The sequence below is a fragment of the Tropicimonas sp. IMCC34043 genome, from assembly GCF_003390845.1.
Taxonomy (GTDB): domain Bacteria; phylum Pseudomonadota; class Alphaproteobacteria; order Rhodobacterales; family Rhodobacteraceae; genus Tropicimonas.
In genome coordinates, this window is sequence record NZ_QMEK01000001.1 from 1,385,590 (window position 1) to 1,406,311 (window position 20,722).

At 66.1% G+C, this 20,722-nt stretch carries 18 protein-coding genes; 11 read left to right on the forward strand and 7 right to left on the reverse strand.

Annotated elements, in window-relative coordinates; all coding sequences use genetic code 11:
• Positions 1-202: 202 nt before the first annotated feature.
• Together DQG17_RS06495 and DQG17_RS06500 are read left to right on the forward strand one after the other, a co-directional pair.
• A complete protein-coding gene (locus DQG17_RS06495) occupies positions 203-877 on the forward strand; it encodes a TenA family protein (protein WP_157973541.1) in 675 nt (224 codons plus the stop codon).
• Between the two features lie 129 nt (positions 878-1,006).
• Positions 1,007-2,311 carry an HlyC/CorC family transporter gene (locus DQG17_RS06500; RefSeq protein ID WP_116131911.1) on the forward strand — a complete coding sequence of 435 codons (1,305 nt, stop codon included), beginning with the start codon at positions 1,007-1,009 and terminating at the stop codon, positions 2,309-2,311.
• Positions 2,312-2,324: 13 nt separating this feature from the next.
• Here DQG17_RS06500 and DQG17_RS06505 read toward each other — a convergent pair whose 3' ends face one another.
• A complete protein-coding gene (locus DQG17_RS06505; protein ID WP_116131912.1) occupies positions 2,325-3,878 on the reverse strand; it encodes a helicase HerA-like domain-containing protein in 1,554 nt (517 codons plus the stop codon).
• Positions 3,879-4,339: 461 nt separating this feature from the next.
• Between DQG17_RS06505 and DQG17_RS06510 the strand changes: the two genes are divergently transcribed.
• Positions 4,340-4,993, forward strand: coding sequence for an invasion associated locus B family protein (locus DQG17_RS06510; protein WP_116131913.1), 654 nt, complete (start codon positions 4,340-4,342; stop codon positions 4,991-4,993).
• A 131-nt stretch (positions 4,994-5,124) separates the two neighbouring features.
• Here DQG17_RS06510 and DQG17_RS06515 read toward each other — a convergent pair whose 3' ends face one another.
• From DQG17_RS06515 to DQG17_RS06530, 4 genes are read right to left on the reverse strand one after another with little or no spacing between them, the layout of a single operon-like run.
• Positions 5,125-6,333 (reverse strand): beta-ketoacyl synthase, encoded by a 1,209-nt coding sequence (locus DQG17_RS06515; protein ID WP_116131914.1) that lies wholly within the window; start codon positions 6,331-6,333, stop codon positions 5,125-5,127.
• Entirely contained in the window at positions 6,330-6,599 is a 270-nt protein-coding gene (locus DQG17_RS06520; RefSeq protein ID WP_116131915.1) for an acyl carrier protein, read from the reverse strand. Before DQG17_RS06520 ends, DQG17_RS06515 begins: the two co-directional genes overlap by 4 nt.
• Positions 6,600-6,634: 35 nt before the next feature.
• A complete protein-coding gene (locus DQG17_RS06525) occupies positions 6,635-7,726 on the reverse strand; it encodes a UDP-3-O-(3-hydroxymyristoyl)glucosamine N-acyltransferase (RefSeq protein WP_116131916.1) in 1,092 nt (363 codons plus the stop codon).
• Positions 7,727-7,768: 42 nt separating this feature from the next.
• Positions 7,769-9,385, reverse strand: coding sequence for a murein L,D-transpeptidase (locus tag DQG17_RS06530; protein ID WP_116131917.1), 1,617 nt, complete (start codon positions 9,383-9,385; stop codon positions 7,769-7,771).
• A gap of 334 nt (positions 9,386-9,719) precedes the next feature.
• Here DQG17_RS06530 and DQG17_RS06535 point away from each other — a divergent pair, with 334 nt between their 5' ends.
• Positions 9,720-10,295, forward strand: coding sequence for a DUF882 domain-containing protein (locus DQG17_RS06535; protein ID WP_116131918.1), 576 nt, complete (start codon positions 9,720-9,722; stop codon positions 10,293-10,295).
• 741 nt (positions 10,296-11,036) lie between these two features.
• A complete protein-coding gene (locus DQG17_RS06540; protein WP_157973542.1) occupies positions 11,037-11,393 on the forward strand; it encodes a hypothetical protein in 357 nt (118 codons plus the stop codon).
• 12 nt (positions 11,394-11,405) lie between these two features.
• Here the strand turns inward: DQG17_RS06540 and DQG17_RS06545 are convergent, their stop codons facing one another.
• Positions 11,406-11,870: an Lrp/AsnC family transcriptional regulator gene (locus DQG17_RS06545; protein ID WP_116131920.1), complete on the reverse strand. Its 465-nt coding sequence runs from the start codon at positions 11,868-11,870 to the stop codon at positions 11,406-11,408.
• A 132-nt stretch (positions 11,871-12,002) separates the two neighbouring features.
• On the opposite strand from DQG17_RS06545, the gene putA reads away from it, so the two are divergent.
• The 4 genes from putA (at position 12,003) to DQG17_RS06560 (ending at position 17,330) form a co-directional block, all read left to right on the forward strand.
• A complete protein-coding gene (gene putA / locus DQG17_RS06550; RefSeq protein WP_116132619.1) occupies positions 12,003-15,467 on the forward strand; it encodes a bifunctional proline dehydrogenase/L-glutamate gamma-semialdehyde dehydrogenase PutA in 3,465 nt (1,154 codons plus the stop codon).
• An 81-nt stretch (positions 15,468-15,548) separates the two neighbouring features.
• Entirely contained in the window at positions 15,549-16,637 is a 1,089-nt protein-coding gene (locus DQG17_RS06555) for an AbrB family transcriptional regulator (protein WP_232829343.1), read from the forward strand.
• 7 nt (positions 16,638-16,644) lie between these two features.
• Entirely contained in the window at positions 16,645-16,956 is a 312-nt protein-coding gene (locus DQG17_RS21630) for a hypothetical protein (RefSeq protein ID WP_157973543.1), read from the forward strand.
• Between the two features lie 44 nt (positions 16,957-17,000).
• Positions 17,001-17,330 (forward strand): TfoX/Sxy family DNA transformation protein, encoded by a 330-nt coding sequence (locus DQG17_RS06560; RefSeq protein ID WP_116131921.1) that lies wholly within the window; start codon positions 17,001-17,003, stop codon positions 17,328-17,330.
• A 119-nt stretch (positions 17,331-17,449) separates the two neighbouring features.
• On the opposite strand, the gene ndk is transcribed toward DQG17_RS06560, so the two are convergent.
• Positions 17,450-17,872: a nucleoside-diphosphate kinase gene (gene ndk / locus DQG17_RS06565; protein WP_116131922.1), complete on the reverse strand. Its 423-nt coding sequence runs from the start codon at positions 17,870-17,872 to the stop codon at positions 17,450-17,452.
• 310 nt (positions 17,873-18,182) lie between these two features.
• Here ndk and DQG17_RS06570 point away from each other — a divergent pair, with 310 nt between their 5' ends.
• Together DQG17_RS06570 and DQG17_RS06575 are read left to right on the forward strand one after the other, a co-directional pair.
• On the forward strand, positions 18,183-18,701 hold the full coding sequence (locus DQG17_RS06570; protein WP_116131923.1) for a DUF2087 domain-containing protein: 519 nt from the start codon (positions 18,183-18,185) through the stop codon (positions 18,699-18,701).
• A 146-nt stretch (positions 18,702-18,847) separates the two neighbouring features.
• Complete coding sequence (locus DQG17_RS06575) at positions 18,848-20,701, forward strand: ABC-F family ATP-binding cassette domain-containing protein (protein ID WP_116132621.1); 1,854 nt, start codon at positions 18,848-18,850, stop codon at positions 20,699-20,701.
• Positions 20,702-20,722: the final 21 nt, after the last annotated feature.

A 20,722-nucleotide genomic window follows, 5' to 3' on the forward strand; every position in this document is an offset into this window, starting at 1 on the left:
GCCCATCGAGCCGCCGATGCCGCGCCCGCCGTGCGCAACGGCCCGTTTGGGTGTGGCGGATTGTTTGCCCCGCTGAACCGGACCAATGTTCAACTTATGTTTCCCTTCGCGGGCTTGTCCTTTCCGCAGCGGCCAGCTAGCCCTGTTGCGGTGCTGCGGTCGGCGAGAAGGCCCCGAAGAAGACCCGGCAAAGGGATATGGAATGGGTGATTTCGGCAAGAGTTTCGAATTGCTGCGCGATGTGGCGGCACCGCAGTGGCAGGCGCTGACAGGGCATGCCTTCTTCGAAGAGCTGGCGCTTGGTACCCTGCCCGAGCCCGCCTTTGCCCGCCATCTGGCGCTGGAATACCACCGGCTGGTGCATCTGGCCCGCGGCTGGGCGATTGCCGTCTCGCGCAGCGAATCCGCCGAGGAAATGCAGATCGCGACTCTCGTGCTCTCGGGTCTGGTTCTGGACGAGATCGACCTGCAGGCCGCGGCCTGCCTGGCCTGCGGGCTCGACGATGACGATCTGGTCGAGGCAGCGGCGGCGCCCGCCACCTGTGCGGCAAGCCAGCCGGTGCTGGAGGCGGCGATGACCGGCGATCTGGCGGATATCCTGGCCGCAATCGTGCCCGGCATGTTCGCCCGCGCCGAGGTCGGCCGCTGCCTTGTCGAGGCGGGTGCCGAAACGCCCTTTGCCGGCTGGATCGAAACGTTCGCAAGCCCCGAATACCGCGCCACCTGCAATGACATCGGCACGCTGCTGGACGCAGCCCTGGAATGGCGACTCGGGGCCGACCCGACGGCAAGCCCGCGCTGGAACGCCGTCTGCGCCCGTTTTGCCGCCGCCGCCGCCGGCGACCGGCTGTTGTGGGACAGTGCACTGCGGGGCTGATCCGCTGCCTGCGCGTACGGGCCGGGCGCGCGGGAGTGCGGGCTTCCGCGGCTCCCGGGACACCCCGACGCTTGCGGCCTCGCGCCCTACCGCTCATAAGGTCAGGGAAATTCCCTAACGAGCCGGGCCATGGACAGCGCCTCCCCCCTTCTTGACATCACCTTCTGGTTAACCGCGGCAGCCATCCTGTGTCTGCTGGTCTTTTCTGCCTTCTTTTCGGGGACCGAAACCGCCCTGACCGCCGCCTCGCGCGGCAAGCTGCGCAGCATGGCCGACAAGGGAAACCAGGGCGCTCAGGCCGCCCTTGACCTCAAGGAGGACAACGAACGCCTGATCGGCGGCATCCTGCTTGGCAACAACCTGACCAACATCCTGGCGACGTCGCTGGCCACCGCCATCTTTACCCGCGCCTTTGGCGACAGCGGCGTGGCGCTGGCGACGCTCGTAATGACGGTGCTGGTGCTGGTGTTCTCCGAGGTACTGCCCAAGACCTATTCGATCATCGACCCGGAAAGAGCGGCGACCCGGACCGCACCGCTGATCGGCCCGGTGATCGTGGTGCTGTCGCCGCTGGTCGCCGCGGTGCGGCTGATCGTGCGCACGGTGCTGCGGATCTTCGGCATGAACGTCGATCCCGATTCCATGCTGAGCGTCAGGGAAGAGATCGTCGGCGCGCTGCAGATCGGCCATTCCGAAGGCGTGGTCGAGAAGGAAGACCGCGACCGGCTGCTTGGCGCGCTCGATCTGAGCGAGCGTATGGTCGAAGAGATCATGTTGCACCGCAGCCAGATCGAGATGGTCGACGCCGATGCCGACCCGCAGGCGATCTTCAGCCAGTTGCTGGCCTCGTCCTTCACAAGGCTTCCGGTGTACCAGGGCGAGCAGGAAAACATCGTCGGCGTGGTGCATGCCAAGGACTTGCTGCGCGAGGTCGACAAGCTTCTGCGCGAACCCGGCGACAGCGCGAGCGCGCTTGGCAACCTGAAGATCATGGAGATTGCCAAGGAACCCTATTTCGTCCCCGAGACCACGACGCTCGACGATCAGATGCGCGAGTTCCTGCGCCGGCACACGCATTTCGCGCTGGTCGTCGACGAATACGGTGTGCTCGAGGGGCTGATCACGCTCGAGGACATCCTCGAGGAGATCGTCGGCGAGATCACCGACGAATTCGACCTCGACGCCGCACACCCGCTGCGGCGGAGCGAGAGCGGCGACTATCTGATCGACGGGGCGATGACGATCCGCGACCTGAACCGCGCGACAGACTGGCAGTTGCCCGACGACGAAGCCAACACCATCGCGGGTCTGGTGATCCACGAGGCCCAGACCATCCCGACCGCGGGCCAGGTGTTCTCGTTCCACGGTTTCCGGTTCGAGGTGGTGGCGCGCGAAGACAACCGCCTGACCCGGCTGAAGATCCGCCCGCTCTGAACGATCCGGGGCGCTATTTGCCCCGGAACAGCCCGCCCATGATACCGCGCACCACCGCCCTGCCCGCCTGCGTGCCGACCTGACGGGCAAAGGATTTGGCAAAGGCCTCGGCCGTGCTGTCGCTGCGCGAACCGCTGCGCCGGCTGACGGGCTTGGCGGTCGATTGTTCGACACGGGTTCCGGTATAGCGCCGGCCGGCGCGGTATTCGCGGTCGGCGGGCGGCGCATCCTGCTCGGCCGCCTCGTGGCGTTCGGCCTCGGCCGCGGCCGTGGCGGCGCGGGCTGTCAGGATCTCGTGCGCGCTTTCGCGGTCGATGGCCGTGTCGTACTTGCCGGCCAGCGGCGATCCGGCGACCAGTACGGCCCGCGAACCGACATCGATTGCGCCAAGCCGGCTGGAAGGCGGGCGGATCAGGGTGCGTTCGGCCACCCCCGGCGCGCCCTTCGGTTCCAGGAACGAGGTCACCGCCTCGCCGGTGCCGACCTCGCGAATCGCTGCTTCGATGTCAAAGGCGGGGTTGTCGCGATAGGTCTCGGCCGCCTGCTTCAGCGCCCGGCGGTCCTGCGCGGTAAAGGCGCGCAGCGCGTGCTGCACCCGGTTGCCAAGCTGGCCGAGGATGTCGCCCGGCACGTCATCCGGGTTCTGGGTGACGAAATAGACCCCGACGCCCTTCGAGCGGATCAGCCGCGCGACCTGTTCGACCTTGTCGACCAGCGCCTTAGGGGCGTCCTCGAACAACAGATGCGCCTCGTCGAAGAACAGCACGAGGCAGGGCTTTTCGGGGTCGCCGACCTCGGGCAGGGTCTCGAACAGCTCGCTCAGCAGCCACAGCAGGAACGTCGCATAGAGCCGGGGCGCCGTCATCAGCCGGTCGGCGGCAAGGATGCTGATCCGGCCGCGGCCCTCGGCATCGGTCAGCATCAGATCGGAAAGCGCCAGCGCCGGTTCCCCGAAAAAGCTCGCCCCGCCCTCGCCCTCCAGCACCAGCAGACGACGCTGGATCGCACCGACCGAGGCGGTCGAGATCGCGCCATAACGCAGCTCCAGCGCCTTGCGGTTCTCGCCGAGCCAGACCAGCAGCGAGCGCAGGTCGGGAAGATCGAGAAGCGGCCAGCCCTCCTCGTCCGCGATACGGAAGGCGATGTTCAGGATCCCTTCCTGCGCCTCGGACAGGTCGAGCAACCGCGCCAGCAGCAATGGTCCCATCTCGGCCAGCGTGGTGCGCACCGGATGGCCCTGCTGTCCGAAGATGTCCCAGAAGGTGACGGGGAACGACCGATAGGCATAGTCGGTCAGACCGATCTTCGTTGCGCGCTCGGTAAAGCTCGCATGGGTCTTGGCCTGCGGGTCGCCCGGCAGGCTAAGCCCTGCCAGATCGCCCTTCACGTCGGACAGGAACACCGGCACCCCCGCGGCCGAAAACCCCTCGGCCAGGATCTGCAGGGTCACGGTCTTACCGGTGCCGGTCGCGCCCGCGATCAGGCCGTGCCGATTGCCCAGTCGCAACAGGATGTTCTGCGCCGCGCCATATGCCGCGCCACCGCCCCCAACGAAGATCCCGTCCATTGCCGTCTCCTGCCCCTGCGCGTCCTCTATCGCGCGATCCTAGCCGCCGCGCCGGCTTTTTCCAGCCCCGCCGCTGGCTCGCCCCAAGGGAAAGCAGTCTGGATTGGCTTGTTCCCGGATACCCCCGATCTGGATAAAGAAAATGCAAAGGATGGCCAAATGTGAGTTGACGGAAATGTGTCTTGGACATAGCTTTTGACGCGTCAAGTCGGCCCGTCCGACAGGGAGTCAAGATAAGGCGCACAAGCGCCGTGGGGTCACCCCACAGAAAAGGGTCCCTTCGGGCCCTTTTTTCGCCGTATCCGTGCCGCTTGAACAGCTTTCCGCCAGTGCCCGCGCGCCAGGTAGGCGCCGACGATATCGCCAAATGGTGATGATATCGCCCGTTTCTTCACTGACACCTGACGGCTCGCGTGGTACACGCGCAGCCAGAGCAACAAAAGCCGTGAAGCGATCAGAAAATGACGACACACCTGACCAACCCCCTTTCCATTCTGGCGCTGGCAGCGATGCTGGCGGCCGCCCCCGCATTGGCACAGGAGACGGCGACGACGCCACCGCCGGCCGCGCCCGCCACCGCCCCGGCCGAGGCGCCAGCCGAAAGCGATCTTGGCAAACCCTATGTCAAGGATGTCTCGGGCGATTGGGAGATCCACTGCGTCCACACCGATCTGGACGCAGATCCCTGCACGCTGCATCAGGTGCTGCGCGACGACAATGGCTCGCCGGTCGCGACGATGGAGATCGTCAACATCCCCGGCAACCCGCAACTGGTCGCCGGTCTGACCATTGTCACCCCGCTCGACACTCTGCTGACCGAACAGGTCGCATTTTCGATCGACGGCGGCCAGGCGGCGAAATATCCGTTCTCGTTCTGCACGCCGCGTGGCTGCGTCTCGCGCGTCGCGGTGACCAATGCCGAACTTGACGCCATCAAGCGCGGCAACCAGGGCAAACTGCAGATCGTGCCGCTGGCGGCGCCGGACCAGAAAGTGGACCTGGCAATTTCGCTGGCCGGTGTCACCTCGGGGTTCGATACCCTGACCGAACTGAACGCTGCCTATTCCAAGGTGGCGCAAGAGGCCGCGGCCGCCAAGCAGGCGACCGGCAACTGACGCCGACCGAGGCTTGGGACGATAAAAGCGAACGCCGCCCTTCGGGGCGGCGTTATGCGTTTCCGGAACGGAACGACGGGGCGAACCGGACACCGGGGCCAGAGCTTCGATGTGCCCGCCCGGCTCGCGCCTCAGACCCGGCGCAACGCCAGCACCGCGTTGAGGCCGCCGAAGGCGAAGGCGTTCGACAACACCACCTCGACCCGCACCTCGCGCGCCACATTCGGAACCACGTCGAGCGCGCATTCCGGGTCCGGTTCTTCATAACCGATGGTGGGGGCGATCACGCCCTGCCGCAGGGCCAGCGTGCAGGCCAGCAGCTCGACCGCGCCGGTGCCGCCGATCAGGTGGCCGTGCATCGATTTGGTCGACGAAATCATCAGATTGTCGGCGTGATGGCCGAAGGCATCGGCCACGGCGGCACATTCGGTCTTGTCGTTGGCGGCCGTCCCGGTGCCATGGGCGTTGATATAGCCGACCTCCTCGGGGTTGAGGCCGGCATCCTTCAGCGCCTCGGCAATGGCCCGCGCGGCACCCTGTTTCGAGGGCATCACGATGTCCGAGGCATCCGAGGTCATGGCAAAGCCGATCACCTCGGCAATGATGTCGGCGCCACGGGCGCGGGCATGTTCATATTCCTCGAAGACGAAGATCGCGGCCCCCTCACCCTGGACCATGCCGTTGCGGTTGGCCGAGAACGGACGGCAGGCGTCCTTGGACATCACCCGCAGCCCTTCCCAGGCCTTGACCCCGCCGAAACAGAGCATGGATTCCGAACCGCCGGTGATCATCGCCTCGGCCATGCCGGCGCGGATGAACTGGAACGCGAGCCCCATCGCATGGTTCGACGAGGCGCAGGCGGTGGCGACCGTGAAGGTCGGTCCCTTGAGGTTGAATTCCATCGAGACATGGCTCGCCGCGGCGTTGTTCATCAGCTTTGGCACCACAAAGGGATGAACGCGGTTCTTTCCCTCCTCGTAGACCGAGCGATAATTCTCGTCGAGCGTGTTCATGCCGCCGCCCGAGTTGCCCAGAACCACCCCCGAGCGCGCCGCAAGATCGCCCACAAAGCTGAGCCCGGACTGGGCGATCGCTTCGCGCGCGGACAGCAGCGTGAACTGCGTGAAGCGGTCATAAAGCGAGATCTGCTGGCGGTTGAACACCGCTTCGGGATCATAGCCGCGAACCTGACCGCCGATCTGGATCGACAGCCGCTCGACATCGCGCAGATCCAGCGGTCCGATGCCACAGCGGCCCTCGCGCATGGCCTCCCATGTCTCGGCCGCCGAGGCGCCGATCGAATTGATCGACCCCTGCCCGGTAATGACTACGCGTCTCACGAGTGGGTCTGTTCTGCGACCAGCGACGAGACCGCATCAACGATGGCAGCGACCGAGGAAATGTCGAACTCGCTGTTCTCGGGCTCGTTGGCATTGAACGGCACCTGGATATCGAAGGCCTCCTCGATCGCGAAGATGCTTTCGACCAGACCGAGGCTGTCGATCCCGAGGTCTTCCAGCGTCGATTCCATCTTCACGTCGCCTGGCTCCAGCACGGCCTGCTCGGCGATAATAGTGATCACCCTGTCCCTGACGCTCTCGGTCATGCTGTCAGTTCTCCCGATCTTGATGTTCGGCTCATTTAGTCCTTGAGGTCTGCCTTGGAAAGCAGATTTCGCAACTTCTCGACCTCGCGGATCAGCCGCGGCAGTCGGCGCAGCGCCTTGTAGCTTTCGACCTGCGTCGACATCCTGGTGGCGGGATAGCCCATCATGACCCGCCCCGCCGGCACGTTCGAAAGAACCTTGGTGCCGGCCGAGATCACCACGTCGCTGCCGATGGTGATATTGTCGACAAGACCCGACTGGCCAGCCATAACCACCCGGTCGCCGATCACGGTCGATCCCGCGACACCGGCCTGACCGCAGAACAGGCAATCGCGCCCCGCGACGACATTATGCGCAATGGTCACCAGATTGTCGATCTTGGTGCCGCTGCCGATGCGGGTGGCGCGGATCGTGCCGGCATCGATTGCAGAATTCGAGCCGATCTCGACATCGTCGCCGATCTCGACCCCGCCGAGCGAGTGGATCTTGACCCAGTTGTGAGCGGTCGCTGCGACCTCGTCGCGCATGGTTCCGCGGGCCTGTTCCATGCCCGACGCCTCGGGCGTGACAAAGGAAAACCCGTCGCCACCGACGACCGCGCCCGGCTGGGCCGTGAACCGGTCGCCGATCTTCGCGTTGGCGCATATCCGAACCCCGGCGTGGATCAGCGCGTCGTCACCCAGGCGGGCGCCGGCGGCGATGCTGACATGGGGGCCGATCCTTGCGTTGCGGCCGATCTGAACCCCGCGCGCAATTACCGCATAGGGCCCGATCGCAGCGCCTGGCCCGACCGTGGCGGAAGGATCGAGAACGGCCGTGGGATGAATGCCCTCGGGCAGATCGAGGCCCTGGTCGAGCAGCCGGGTGAGACCCGACAGCGCATAGCGCGGCCGCCCGACGAGGATCGCCGCCTCGAGCCCCAGCGCCTGCCAATCGGCATCCGCCCAGAGGATCGCCGCCCGCGCGGCCCCTTTTGTCAGCGCCTCGGCATAGCGTGGCGCCATTGCGATGGCGAGCGCGTCGGGCCCGGCGTCGCCCGGTTCGGCGGCACCGGTGACAACGAGCGCCGTATTCCCCGCCGCCGTCGCGCCCAGTGCCTCGGCAATCTCGGCAATGCTGTGACCCATGATCCGCCCTCTCCCAGCCCGTGGCATGTTCGGGCGCGAGACTTAGCCCTCGGCGGCGCGCAAGGAAACCCCGGCCTTCTGCATCGCGGTCCAAAGCCTGGCGTCGCGGCCATAGACGTCGTCGCGATAATTCATCCGCTGCTTCGGCACCGCCCAGGCGGTGCGATAGATCAGGTGCACCGGCACCGGCGGCGTGATGTTGATGCGGGATTCCTTGCCACCGTCCAGCTTGCTCTGGAACAGGGCCTTGGGGTCCGAGGTCTGCGGCGCCAGCAGGACATAGGCAAAGCCGAAAGGATCGCTCAGTCGCACACACCCGTGGCTGAAGTCGCGACGGTCACGGGCGAACAGGCTTTTGGACGGCGTATCATGGAGATAGATGTTGTAGGGGTTCGGGAACATGAACTTCACCTGACCGAGCGCGTTGCCGTCGGAGGGCGGCTCCTGCAGCCGGTAGGGGAAGGTGGCGGCGGTGTACTGCGAGAAGTTCACGCTGGCGCGGCTGACCCGGCGACCGTTCGAATCGACAAGCTGCAGCTGGCTGGCGGCGTTGGGGTTCTTCTGCAACTGCGGCAGGTATTCCTTGATCGTGATAGACCGCGGCACATTCCAGCTCGGGTTGATGATCATGAACTCCATCAGGTCCGAGAATTCCGGCGTGCGGCGGTCGGCACTATTGGAGCCGACGACGGCGCGGGTCACGAAGGTCTCCTTGCCGTTGTCGATCACCCGTGCCGTGTAGTCGGGGATATTGACCAGGATATGGCGGCGGCCAAGCGGCATGTTGAGCCAGCGTTCGCGCTCCATCCCGACCAGAATCTGGCCGAGCCGGTCTTCTGGCTGGATGTTGACCGCTTTCAGCGTGTCGGGCCCGGCGACACCGTCAGTGCTGAGCCCGTGGTCGCTCTGGAATTGCTGGACTGCCTTCTGCAGCGCCCCGTCATAGGTCGAGGACGCGCTGCGCCTGAGATATTCCATGGCGATCAGACGATTGCGCAATGCGACGACCTGCGCGCCCGACTGACCGACGGTCAGCGACTTGGCACTGACCTGCGGACCCCAGCCGCCCCGGCCAAGCACCTTTTCAAGCCGCTGCTTCTCGGCCATCAGGCTCGCATATTGCGGGGTTGCCGGCGGCAACGCGCGCAGGAAACCGGCCGGCGAGGACTTGGAGAACGCCTGCAACTGCTGCAGCGGGTCGCGTCGCGGCAGCGTGCGGACGATGCCGCTGTCGACGGAACGCGGATTGAGCATGCCGGACTGAACGTCATGCGCATATTGCAGGAACATCTTGGCCGCGAGCACCTCGGCCTGGCCAAGCGCGCGTTCGCTCGTCGCCGACTTGAGGGCCGTCTGAAGCGCTGCCGCATCATAGCGGCTGGCGGGCAGACCCTGAGCGCCTGCATTGTCGAGCGCCGTCAGCAGCGCGGCGCGGCGCTTGCCGTCGCCGCGGCCGGTGAACAACGGTTTGTAGTCCCGCCCAGCGTAAAATGTGGCGATGGCCTGATCGCCCTGCGCGGCCTCTGCGACCGCCTGTTTGAAGGCAATTCCTTGGGCATGCACCGGCGCCAGCCATGCGAACAACCAGATCAGGAGGGTCGCAAGAAGCCCCGTCGCGACGCGCTGCGGCCGGAGCCGGCGGAAATCCGTGGTCGACATAGCCAAATCCTCGATGCCCATACCCTATGATCGATCCCACGCCGGGACCGGGCAAGTCCATGCGGTTATGGCCCGAGAAGGTTACCAAATCTGGCTGTGTGGCCCCGAAACATCGCTTCGCTTGCGGTGCCACCGGGGGTGTTACCGTTGCGCGTTTAACGCTTTTTCAGCAGGTTTCTGCCTATTTCCGGTTATCCGCATAGGTTGTGGGAACAGAAGTCTTGGACGGTGGAACATTTTGTGGCATCAAGATTCTGCACCTGGGGATGAGGTGTAAAAAAGACCGCAAAGAAAAAAGCGGACGTGAAAAGAGCAACGGGACAGGCAAGAACCGATGACAGAAGTTTCGGCGACCCTTAGGGGTCTCTCTCGGCGTGGCATTCTACGTGCTTTCGCCGCAACGGCGGTTGCGGCCGCCCCTACCTTTAGCAATGCCGCGGGCTTCCTGCGGGGAGGCGGCGATATCCGGCGCCTCAAGATGTACAACGGTCGTACCGGCGAGTCACTCGACACGATCTACTGGATCGAAGGCAACTACATCAAGGACGCCAAGAAGGAGATCGACCTGTTCTTCCGCGACTGGCGCCGCAACGAAGTCAAGACCATCGATTTCCGCACCCTGGACATCATGGCGGCTTCGCACAACCTGATGGATACCAGCGAACCCTACATGCTGCTGTCTGGCTACCGCTCGCCGCAGACCAATGCGATGCTGCGGGCGCGATCGGGTGGCGTTGCCAAGAATTCGTTGCACATGAAGGGTCAGGCCGGCGATCTGCGCATGAGCAGCAGGACGATCTATCAGATGGCGAAAGCGGCGCAATCCTGCCAGGCCGGCGGAGTGGGCACCTATCGCGGTTCGAATTTCGTTCACATGGACTGCGGCGATACGCGGACCTGGAACGGCTGAGCCAACCTCTGGGACCTCACCGGTCCTGGGCACGAAGAGCGCAATGGGACACGGCTGCGGCCGTGTGCATTGTCTAGTATTGTTTTCACGTATCAGCGTTTGTTTGTGGGGCTCCGTCTGGTCTGGACGGGGGCTTTTGGGTTTTTTTGAGCTGATCGCGTGGCTGGTTCCTGCGCTCCAACCGACAAGACACGCCGCTGCCGTCGCGGCTGTTGCGATTGCGTCTCAACACGCTGACCGTGCGGCGTCCGAGTGTTGGGGCCGTGCAACCCTTGCCCTTGCGCAGTCTCGACCACTTTGTCGAAAAAGGTCTCGGCGCGGGCCTTGCAGTGCCAACGCTGCGGATCTGGCCTGCATCGCGCCGCTCCTGCCCGCCATGGGTCGAACTTCCCGCCGCGGCCCCCTCTCAGCGATCACCAATCCGGTCTTCGTCCTCGTCTTGCGACGACGATCCGGACTTGATGGCTTCCCATTCCGTATCGCAAACCTCCGGCGAACCGGCGCGCCGCAGCGAGCAGGCGCGAATCGTCGGGGTCGATGACTGCACCCGGTCCGGGCATCGCCCGCGGAAAGAGATTGCCGCATCGGCGCCGGCGACACCCTGGGCCACACCGCTCCGAAACCGCGAGCGAGGGATGGATCCCTCCGGCCCCGCAACCCTCCGGTCAAGGCGCTATGCGCGTTAACCTTTCTCCCGGAAAATCGATGCTAACAGAGTCTTAACGGCGTAGCCTCGGCGCCATGAAAACGCTCCTGTACCTATACCTCCCCCTCGCCCTCGCACTTGCCGCATGTTCCGGCGACAAGACCGATACGCCCATGCAGGTGACATCCCGCGCCGCGACCGCGACCCATGACTGCGTCGAACAGCGGCTCGGGCGGCTGCCGGTTCGCACCCTATCCCAGATGACGGGCGACGGCTGGCGGATCGATGTGCAGGTCTATGGGACACCGCCGGCCGGATGGTACCGAAAAGGGACGATCGAGCATTCCCACGGGCTGGTGTTTTTCCTTCCCGACAGCGCCAGCGACGGGATCGGTCTGCGCGAGATCGAGGACAGGATCGATCCGATCCTGCGCCGCTGTGCGGGCCATTGAACGCGCATCCCCTCAGAACGCCTCGTCCTTGACTGCCTGCATCGCGACATAGGTCGAGGTTGCGCCCACATGCGGCAGCGCCGAAAGCCGTTCGGCCAGGACCCGACGGTAGCTCTGGATATCGGCGGTGCGCACCTTGAGCAGATAGTCGAAGCTGCCGGCGATCATGTGGCAGGATTCGACCTCGGCAACCGCCTGCACCGCGCGGTTGAACGCGGAGAGCGCGGCCTCGCGGGTGTCGGTCAGCCTGACCTCGACAAAGGCGACATGGGCGAGCCCGAGCTTGATCGGGTCGAGCAGCGCGCGATAGCCGGTGATGACGCCCTCTGCCTCCAGCCGCTTCAACCGCGCCTGGGTCGGGGACTTCGACAGGCCGATGCGGCGGGCAAGCTCGGTGACCGGCATCCGGCCATCGCCCGCCAGCAGGTTCAGAATCGCCCTGTCGAAAGGGTCCAGATCGCTGCGGTTCGGGGGCATCGCGGGCGCCTTTCCTGAGAAGTCATCGAAATTCGATCCTATGGCCTGGCAATCGGCAAAAGAAGGGCGAACTGCCTGGGGCTGACGGATTAGAATGAGCCATTCTCCCCCTGCCCCGCGATGGAACCCCAGATGTCCGACCGTCCTGCTCCTGCCCGTCTCGATCCACGCCGCCTGTCCACCGAAGCCGAGGCCGACTGGCTGCCCCGCCTGAAGGAGCGCGCGGCGCTGAGCGACGCCGACCGCGCTGCCATCGTGACAAGCGCCACAGCGCTCGTCGAGGCGATCCGCGCCTCGGACGATCCCGGAATGATGGAGCTGTTTCTGGCCGAATACGGGCTTTCGACCTCGGAAGGCATCGCCTTGATGTGCCTTGCAGAAGCGCTGCTGCGGGTGCCCGATGCGCCCACCATCGACGCGCTGATCGAGGACAAGATCGCGCCCTCGGACTGGGGGCTGCACATGCGCAAGTCGGCCTCGATGATGGTCAACGCCTCGACCTGGGCCTTGATGCTGACCGGCAAGGTGCTCGACAGCGACCATCCGGGGGTGGCGGGCGTGCTGCGCGGCGCGGTCAGGCGGCTCGGCGAGCCGGTGATTCGCGCCGCCGTCGCCCGCGCCATGCGCGAGATGGGCAACCAGTTCGTGCTGGGCGAGACAATCGAGGCAGCATTGAAGCGCGCGGAAAAACGCGAGGCGCAGGGCTACAGCTATTCCTATGACATGCTGGGCGAAGCCGCGCGCACCGGGGCCGATGCGCTGCGCTATCATCAGGACTATGTGCGCGCGATTGCCGCCATCGCGACCCGCTGCAAGGGCCGGGACATCCGCGCCAACCCCGGCATCTCGGTCAAGCTTTCCGCGATCCACCCCCGGTTCGAGGTTGCCCAACGCGCGCGGGTCATGGACGAACTGGTGCCGCGGGTGCTGGAACTGGCGCGCGCCTGTGCAAAGGCCGGCATGGGCCTGACCATCGACGCCGAGGAAGCCGACCGGCTGGAACTGACACTCGATGTCTTCGCGGCCGTTGCCGCCGACCCCAAGCTTGCGGGTTGGGACGGCTTCGGGACCGTGGTGCAGGCCTATGGCCCACGCGCGGCCGCGACGATTGACTGGCTGGTGGCGCTGGCGCATCGGCTTGGCCGCCGTTTTACCGTTCGGCTGGTCAAAGGCGCCTATTGGGATGCCGAGATCAAGCGCGCGCAGGTCATGGGGCTGGACGGTTTCCCCGTCTTCACCCGCAAGTCGATGACCGATGCGAGCTATATCTCCTGCGCCCGCCAGCTGCTGCTGGCCTCGGACGCGATCTATCCGCAGTTCGCCACCCACAATGCCCATTCGGCGGCGGCAATCCTGCATATGGCGCCCTCGGTTGCGGCCTTTGAATTCCAGCGCCTGCACGGCATGGGCGAACGGCTGCACCAGATCGTCATGGACCAGAACCGTACCCGCTGCCGGATCTATGCCCCGGTCGGCGCCCATCGCGACCTGCTGGCCTATCTGGTGCGGCGGCTGCTGGAGAATGGCGCCAACAGTTCGTTCGTGCATCAGATCGTCGACAAATCCTATCCGGCCGCAAAGGTCGCCCGCGACCCGTTCGACGAAGCCGCCACAGCGCTGCAACGGCCAACGCCGGTGAAGCCCGCGTCGGCGCTGTTTGGGGCGGCGCGGCAGAACTCCCGCGGCTGGGACCTGGCCGATGCCGAGGACAGCGCCGAGATCGAGGCGGCGCGCGCGCCGTTCCGCACCGCACAGTTCCACGCGGGCGCGATCCTTGCGGGTGCCGAGGCGACTGTGGGCGGCGTTGCCGTCGTCAACCCGGCCGATCCGGGCGATATCGTCGGGCATGTGGCCGAGGCGACGCCGGACCAGATCGCGACAGCCCTGTCGGCTGCCGCCCCCTGGCAGGCGAGCCCGGAGGACCGCGCCGCAGTGCTGCGCCGCGCCGCGGATCTGTACGAGCAGAACTTCGGTCGGTTCTTTGCACTTGCCGCGCGCGAGGCTGGCAAGTCGCTGCCCGACGCGGTGGGCGAGCTGCGCGAGGCGGTGGATTTCCTGCGCTATTACGCGGCCCGCATCGACAGGCTCGACCGGCCGGCGCGCGGGGTATTCGCCTGCATTTCGCCCTGGAACTTCCCGCTTGCCATTTTCACCGGCCAGATCGCCGCGGCGCTTGCGGCCGGCAACGGGGTGATCGCAAAGCCCGCCGAACAGACGCCGCTGATCGCCGCCACTGCCGTCCGGCTGTTGCACGAGGCCGGCGTGCCGCGCGAGGCGCTGCAGCTTTTGCCCGGGCGGGGCGAGACGGTCGGTGCGGCGCTGACCTCGGATCCGCGCATCGCCGGGGTCTGCTTTACCGGCGGCACCGACACCGCACAGGCGATCCATCGCGCGATGGCCGATCACCTCGACCCCGCCGCGCCGCTGATCGCGGAAACCGGCGGGCTGAACGCCATGATCGTTGACAGCACCGCGCTGCCCGAACAGGCGGTGCGCGACGTTATCGCCTCGGCGTTTCAAAGCGCGGGTCAGCGCTGTTCGGCGCTGCGTTGCCTCTATCTCCAGGAGGATGTCGCCGAAGGCATGTTGAAGATGCTGGAAGGCGCGATGGACGAACTGCAGCTTGGCAATCCCTGGGATCTGTCCACCGACATCGGCCCGGTGATCGACGCCGAGGCGCAATCTGCGATCGAGGCGCATGTGGCAAAGGCCGCGGCCGAGGGCCGGTTGCTGCACCGCCTCGACGCCCCTGAATCCGGGTTGTTCTGCGGCCCTGCGGTCATCCGGGTGACGGGGATCGGCGATCTGCAACGCGAGGTCTTCGGCCCCGTCCTGCATGTCGCGACCTTCCGGGCGGCGGATCTGGAACAGGTGGTCGCGCGCATCAACGCCACTGGCTTTGGCCTGACCTTCGGGCTGCACAGCCGCATCGACGACCGGGTGCAGACCGTGGTCGAACGGGTTGCGGCCGGCAACATCTATGTTAACCGCAACCAGATCGGCGCCGTGGTGGGAAGCCAGCCTTTCGGCGGCGAGGGCCTGTCGGGCACCGGCCCCAAGGCCGGGGGGCCTGCCTATCTGCCCCGCTTCACCGGTGACGGGCCGGTTGCCGAGGCCCTGGACTGGACCACGCCCGCCGATCCCCCCGCGGTCGAGTCCGCGCTGCGCGAGGCGCTTCGGTCCGCCGATGCCAACCCGGTGCTGGCGCGCGAGGAGATGCCGGGGCCGACGGGGGAATCGAACGGCCTGATCACCCGGGCGCGCGGCCCGGTTCTGTGCCTTGGCCCGGGCGCCGAGGCGGTGGCCGAGCAGGTTGCCGCGGTTCGACGTGCGGGTGGCATGTCGGTTGCAGTCGAGGGCGCGCTGGCACCCGAAGCGCTGCGCGGGATGCCCGAGGGCCTTGCCGCTGTGCTGTGGTGCGGCCGTGCCGAGACTGCGCGCGCCTATCGCCAGGCACTGGCGGCGCGGTCGGGGCCGATCCTGCCGCTGCTGAGCTCTGCCAGCGACCCGGCGGTGTTTCACATCGAACGTCATCTCTGCATCGACACCACCGCCTCGGGAGGCAACGCAGCACTGCTGGCCGCCGCCGCGGGGTAAGCCACGCGGCTGGCGTGATTCTTTGTATACGCTTGCATACCGGCGGCTAACATGGCAAAGCGCAGGGAGGATGACTCTTGCATGACCCTGCGTTTCCCTCCGACGTCCCGGGCGCTGATGACCCTGCTGGCGGCCGCAATCGGCATCGCCTCGGGGCTTCTGGCGTCGCGGATCTCCATGCCGCTCCCATGGATGCTGGGGCCGATGCTGGGATGCTGCCTCGCCGCGATCATGGGCGCCCCTGTCTTTGGCCCGAACAGCCTGCGCCCGGCGGTGATCCCGGTGATCGGGGTCATGCTTGGCTCGGGCTTTCACCCCGGACTCCTCGGCCATGCGAGCGAATGGACCGGCACGTTGCTGTTGCTGCCGGCATTTCTGGTGACGGCCACGGCGACGGGCTTTGCCTTTTACCGCTATGTGGGCGGATACAAACCGGTCGATGCGTTCTTCTGCGCAGCCCCGGGCGGGCTTAACGAGATGATCATTCTGGGCACGGCCGCCGGTGGCGACGAGACGCGGATCGCGCTGGCCCATGCGCTGCGGGTGTTTCTGGTCGTGTCGGCTGTCGTTTTCAGCTTTGCGCTGGGGCTGAACATCCGCTCGGCGGGCGGCCCGGGCGCCTGGATCGGCCTCTCAGATCTGACGCTTTTCGACTATGCGGTCCTGACGGCATCGGGACTTGCCGGCGTCGTGCTCGGCCGCAGGCTGCGCCTGCCCGCGCCGCAGCTGTTCGGCCCCATGGTGCTGAGCGCCGCGGCCCACATGACCGAGGTCATCACCGTACCGCCGCCGACGATTTTCGTGGTGGCAAGCCAGATCACCATCGGCACGATCCTCGGCTGTCGCTTTGTCGGGCTCGACGCCCGGCGGATGCGGCGCGACATGGCGCTGGGGTTTGGGGCGACGCTGGTCCTTCTGTGCGTGACCTTGCTGTTCGCGGCCCTGCTCGGCCCGCTGACCGGAACGCCGCTCAGCCAGGGGGTGCTTGCCTTCTCGCCCGGCGGATTGACCGAGATGAGCCTGCTTGCCCTGACCATGGGCCAGGACGTTGCCTATGTCTCGACCATGCACGTGGCGCGGATCGTGCTGGTGATCCTTGGCATGTCGCTGGTGTTTCGCTGGATCGGCCACCGTCTGGTGGCGACAGAAACCCGCTCGACCGAGCGTTGACACGACTGTGATCGTTGCATTTTTGGCGTCCAGCCGCGGAATTTCCCGACATCACATCCTTTTTGCTGTCAACTTCCTGCGCGCTGCGGTTGTCATTGTAGTTACAACGAGCATCCGGGCCCGAGTCGAGGCCCCCGCCAAAAAAAGTCGATCAACCAAGGCCAGTGAAATGCGTGACCAGCAAACCCAGCCCGTGAAATCCCGCGTCAGCGACAAGGCTCAAAAGCAGCAGCCGCAATCCAACCCGAAAAAGAAGCAGCCTCCGCATGGCGAGCCCAAACGGCGTCCGCCCAGCATCACCGATTACGCCAGCATCTGAAGCCGGGGCTTGCGCAAGCGCTGCAGGCGGCTAGCCTCTGCGCCATGTCGACTCCCGTATCCTCGATCCGAAACCTCGGTCCGGCCATGGAGGCCGCCTGTCGCCGCGCCGGCATCGGCTCGGCCGAAGAGGTGCGCGCGCTTGGCACCGACGCCGTCTATCGCCGGCTGCTCGAAACCGGAGGGCAGCCGCATTTCATCGGTTATTACGTGATCGAAATGGGGTTGCAGGGCCGTCCCTGGAACGACTGCCACGGGGCCGAAAAGGAAGCGCTGCGCCGTCGGTTCGACGTCATCGTGGCCGCGGTCAAGGGCACCGGCCTGAGCGGAATAGAACGCCAGCTCGACCAGATCGGCACCGGCCTGCGCCGCTGAGCGCCAAAAAGCAGCGCCGCCGCGGGGATCCCGGGGCGGCGCTCTTGTCTCTATCGTGGCGCGGCTGGCCACCGACGAAGGGCTGGAATCACGCCGTCGCCGAAGACCTGGCGCAGTCTTCAGCCGACCAGTTCGAGGCCCGAGAAGTAGAACGCGATCTCGACCGCTGCAGTCTCCGGTGCGTCCGACCCGTGGACCGAGTTCTCACCCACCGACTCGGCGAATTCGGCGCGGATCGTGCCCGGCGCCGCATCGGCGGGGTTGGTCGCGCCCATCACTTCGCGGTTCTTGGCAATCGCGCCCTCACCTTCCAGCACCTGCACGACCACGGGCTCCGAGGCCATGAAGGTTGTCAGTTCGTCGAAGAACGGCCGTTCCTTGTGGACGGCATAGAACTCGCCGGCCTGGGCCTTGGTCAGGTGGATCCGCTTTTGCGCGATGATGCGCAGGCCCGCATCCTCGAACTTGGCGTTGATCTTGCCGGTCAGGTTGCGCTTGGTGGCGTCGGGCTTGATGATGGAAAGCGTGCGTTCGATGGCCATGTTTGGTGCCTCTTGTTCTGTCCGCGACCGGCCCTTTGCCAGCCGCGCAAATCCGGCGCCGCCCTAACACGGGATCTTCGGCGGGGAAAGAGCAAGCCGGGGTTTACCGCCCCGCGATCTGACGCTAGACATCCCGCAGGGTCCGCAGTTCACCCAGGCGTCGCCGGTCATGTACCATGCTAAACCTGCCTTCTGGTCGACGTTTGCGCATGAGGAACTTCTCCACGCGCGCCGGTGACAAGGGCGACCCTCCTCCGGGCTTCGGATTGCGAACGACGGACAGGCGCGCGGCAGGGTGAGGATACCTCCCATGGCACGTGAAGACATGCCTCTTTATATCGCCGATGTTTCGGCGTTTTCCCGAAACCTGCGGGCCGGGCTGGAACGTCTTGGCCAGCTTCCCGGACATCTCGAAATGCTGGGGCTGATCGCCGCTTCGGCCGGGCATCGCAACTATCAGCTTCTGAAGGCACGCACACCGGCCGCGCCGGCGCTCGACGGTCCGGCGGAAAAGGCGCTGCGCGTATTCGACGCCGAGGGCCGCATGCGCCGCTGGCCGGCCCAGACCCAGGTTCAGGCGCTGTGCCTGTGGGTCCTGTGGCACCGCCTGCCCGCGGGCTGCGAGATGACCGAGCCCGAGGTCAACGCGATCCTGCGCGCTGCCGACGGATTCGGTGACCATGTGCTGCTGCGCCGGTCGCTGGTCGACCACAAGCTTGTCACCCGCAGCCGCGACGGCCGGATCTATCGCCGGATCGAGCAGCGGCCGCCCGAAGCAGCGCGTGCCGTGCTGCGGGCGATGCTGGGGCGACCGGCACGGACCGTCTGATCGGGGTCTGCCGCCGCCGCCCGCGCGGCGGCGGCAGCGCCGCTGCGGGGTCCCGCGCCCCGGATCGGTTCGCCCGGCAAGGCGGGATGGCCGAGAACGTCACGGCCGCCGTTGACAGTCCGCCTCACCTCGGGCAGTGCCAGCCCATGCTGAAGCTCAATGATATCTCCTATTCGGTCGACGGCCGCCTCCTGCTCGATCACACCTCGGCGGTCATTCCGACCGGCCACAAGGTCGGCGTGGTCGGGCGAAATGGCACCGGCAAGACCACGCTGTTCCGGCTGATCCGCGGCGAGCTCGCGCTCGAAACCGGTTCGATCGAAGTGCCGCGTGGCGCCAAGATCGGCGGCGTGGCGCAGGAGGTCCCCGGCAACGAGGTCTCGCTGCTGGACACGGTTCTTGCGGCCGATGTCGAACGCGCTGCACTGATGGCCGAGTCCGAGACCGCGCACGACCCGCACCGGATTGCCGATATCCATACCCGGCTGAACGACATCGACGCCTGGTCGGCCGAGGCGCGGGCCAGTTCGATCCTGCGTGGCCTTGGCTTTGAACCCGACCAGCAGTCCCTGCCCTGCTCGGCGTTCTCGGGCGGCTGGCGGATGCGGGTGGCGCTAGCGGGCGTGCTGTTTGCCGAGCCCGACCTGCTGCTGCTTGACGAACCGACGAACTACCTCGACCTCGAGGGCGCGCTCTGGCTCGAAACCTACCTCACCCGCTATCCGCACACCGTGCTGATCGTCAGCCACGACCGGGCGCTGCTGAACCGGTCGGTCGGCGCGATCCTGCATCTCGAGGATCGCAAGCTGACGCTCTATTCCGGCGGCTATGACACTTTCGCCGAGACGCGCGCGGCGCGGCTTGCCTCGGCCGACGCCGAGTCGCGAAAGCAGGAGACCCGGCGCGCGCACCTGCAAAGCTACGTGGATCGTTTCCGCTACAAGGCGAGCAAGGCCAAGCAGGCGCAATCGCGGCTGAAGATGATCGAACGGCTGAAGCCGATCAGCACCCCGCAAGAGGCAGCGCTGCGCCGCTTCACCTTCCCGGTGCCAGAGGAACTGAGCCCGCCGATCATCGCGACCGAGGGCGCCGCGATCGGCTATGGCGAAACCACAGTGTTGTCGCGGCTGAACCTCAGGATCGACCAGGACGACCGTATCGCGCTGCTTGGCCGCAACGGCGAGGGCAAGTCGACGCTGTCGAAGTTTCTGGCCGGACGGCTCGAGGTGCAGAAGGGCCGGATCACCCGGGCCAACAAGCTGCGCGTCGGCTATTTCGCCCAGCATCAGGTCGACGAGTTGTTCATCGACGAGACCCCTCTCGATCACATCCGCCGGTTGCGGCCGGACGAGACGCCGTCAAAGCTGCGGGCACGGCTTGGCGGCTTCGGGATCGGGGCCGAGCAGGCCGAGACGATTGTGGCGCGACTGTCGGGCGGCCAGAAGGCGCGGCTGAGCCTGATGCTGGCCACCAACGACGCGCCGCATCTGCTGATCCTCGACGAACCGACCAACCACCTCGACATCGAGAGCCGCGAGGCTCTGGTCGAGGCGCTGACCGATTATTCCGGCGCGGTGATCCTCGTCAGCCACGACATGCACCTGCTGAGCCTTGTCGCCGACCGGCTGTGGCTGGTCTCGGGCGGGCAGGTGAAGCCGTTCGAGGACGATCTGGAAGGCTATCGCAAGCTGCTGCTGGAAAAAGACCGCGGCGACGGCCCGGCCAAGCCTGCGGCGCCCGCGCCAAAACGTGCCTCGCAATCCGAGATTCAGGATCTTCGGACAGAGGTTCGGAAATGCGAGCAACGGATGGAAAAGCTGGAAGCGATGCGCGGCACGCTTGCCACGAAACTGGCCGACCCCGCGATCTATGAAGACGAGAACCGCGGCAAGCTGGACATCTGGCAGGCGAAATATGCCGAAGTGATGGAGGCGCTCGGGCGGGCCGAGGCGCTGTGGATTGCGGCCGAGGAGAAACTGGAGGCGGCGCGGGCCAGCTGAACCGCACGCCTTACCCTGCAC

Excerpts from the sequence above, each read along its gene's own strand:
- DQG17_RS06495 (WP_157973541.1), top strand. The coding sequence starts at position 203 with ATGGGTGATTTCGGCAAGAGTTTCGAATTGCTGCGCGATGTGGCGGCA.
- DQG17_RS06500 (WP_116131911.1), top strand. The coding sequence starts at position 1,007 with ATGGACAGCGCCTCCCCCCTTCTTGACATCACCTTCTGGTTAACCGCG.
- DQG17_RS06505 (WP_116131912.1), bottom strand. The coding sequence starts at position 3,878 with ATGGACGGGATCTTCGTTGGGGGCGGTGGCGCGGCATATGGCGCGGCG.
- DQG17_RS06510 (WP_116131913.1), top strand. The coding sequence starts at position 4,340 with ATGACGACACACCTGACCAACCCCCTTTCCATTCTGGCGCTGGCAGCG.
- DQG17_RS06520 (WP_116131915.1), bottom strand. The coding sequence starts at position 6,599 with ATGACCGAGAGCGTCAGGGACAGGGTGATCACTATTATCGCCGAGCAG.
- DQG17_RS06525 (WP_116131916.1), bottom strand. The coding sequence starts at position 7,726 with ATGGGTCACAGCATTGCCGAGATTGCCGAGGCACTGGGCGCGACGGCG.
- DQG17_RS06530 (WP_116131917.1), bottom strand. The coding sequence starts at position 9,385 with ATGTCGACCACGGATTTCCGCCGGCTCCGGCCGCAGCGCGTCGCGACG.
- DQG17_RS06535 (WP_116131918.1), top strand. The coding sequence starts at position 9,720 with ATGACAGAAGTTTCGGCGACCCTTAGGGGTCTCTCTCGGCGTGGCATT.
- DQG17_RS06540 (WP_157973542.1), top strand. The coding sequence starts at position 11,037 with ATGAAAACGCTCCTGTACCTATACCTCCCCCTCGCCCTCGCACTTGCC.
- DQG17_RS06545 (WP_116131920.1), bottom strand. The coding sequence starts at position 11,870 with ATGCCCCCGAACCGCAGCGATCTGGACCCTTTCGACAGGGCGATTCTG.
- putA (WP_116132619.1), top strand. The coding sequence starts at position 12,003 with ATGTCCGACCGTCCTGCTCCTGCCCGTCTCGATCCACGCCGCCTGTCC.
- DQG17_RS06555 (WP_232829343.1), top strand. The coding sequence starts at position 15,549 with ATGACCCTGCGTTTCCCTCCGACGTCCCGGGCGCTGATGACCCTGCTG.
- DQG17_RS06560 (WP_116131921.1), top strand. The coding sequence starts at position 17,001 with ATGTCGACTCCCGTATCCTCGATCCGAAACCTCGGTCCGGCCATGGAG.
- ndk (WP_116131922.1), bottom strand. The coding sequence starts at position 17,872 with ATGGCCATCGAACGCACGCTTTCCATCATCAAGCCCGACGCCACCAAG.
- DQG17_RS06570 (WP_116131923.1), top strand. The coding sequence starts at position 18,183 with ATGGCACGTGAAGACATGCCTCTTTATATCGCCGATGTTTCGGCGTTT.
- DQG17_RS06575 (WP_116132621.1), top strand. The coding sequence starts at position 18,848 with ATGCTGAAGCTCAATGATATCTCCTATTCGGTCGACGGCCGCCTCCTG.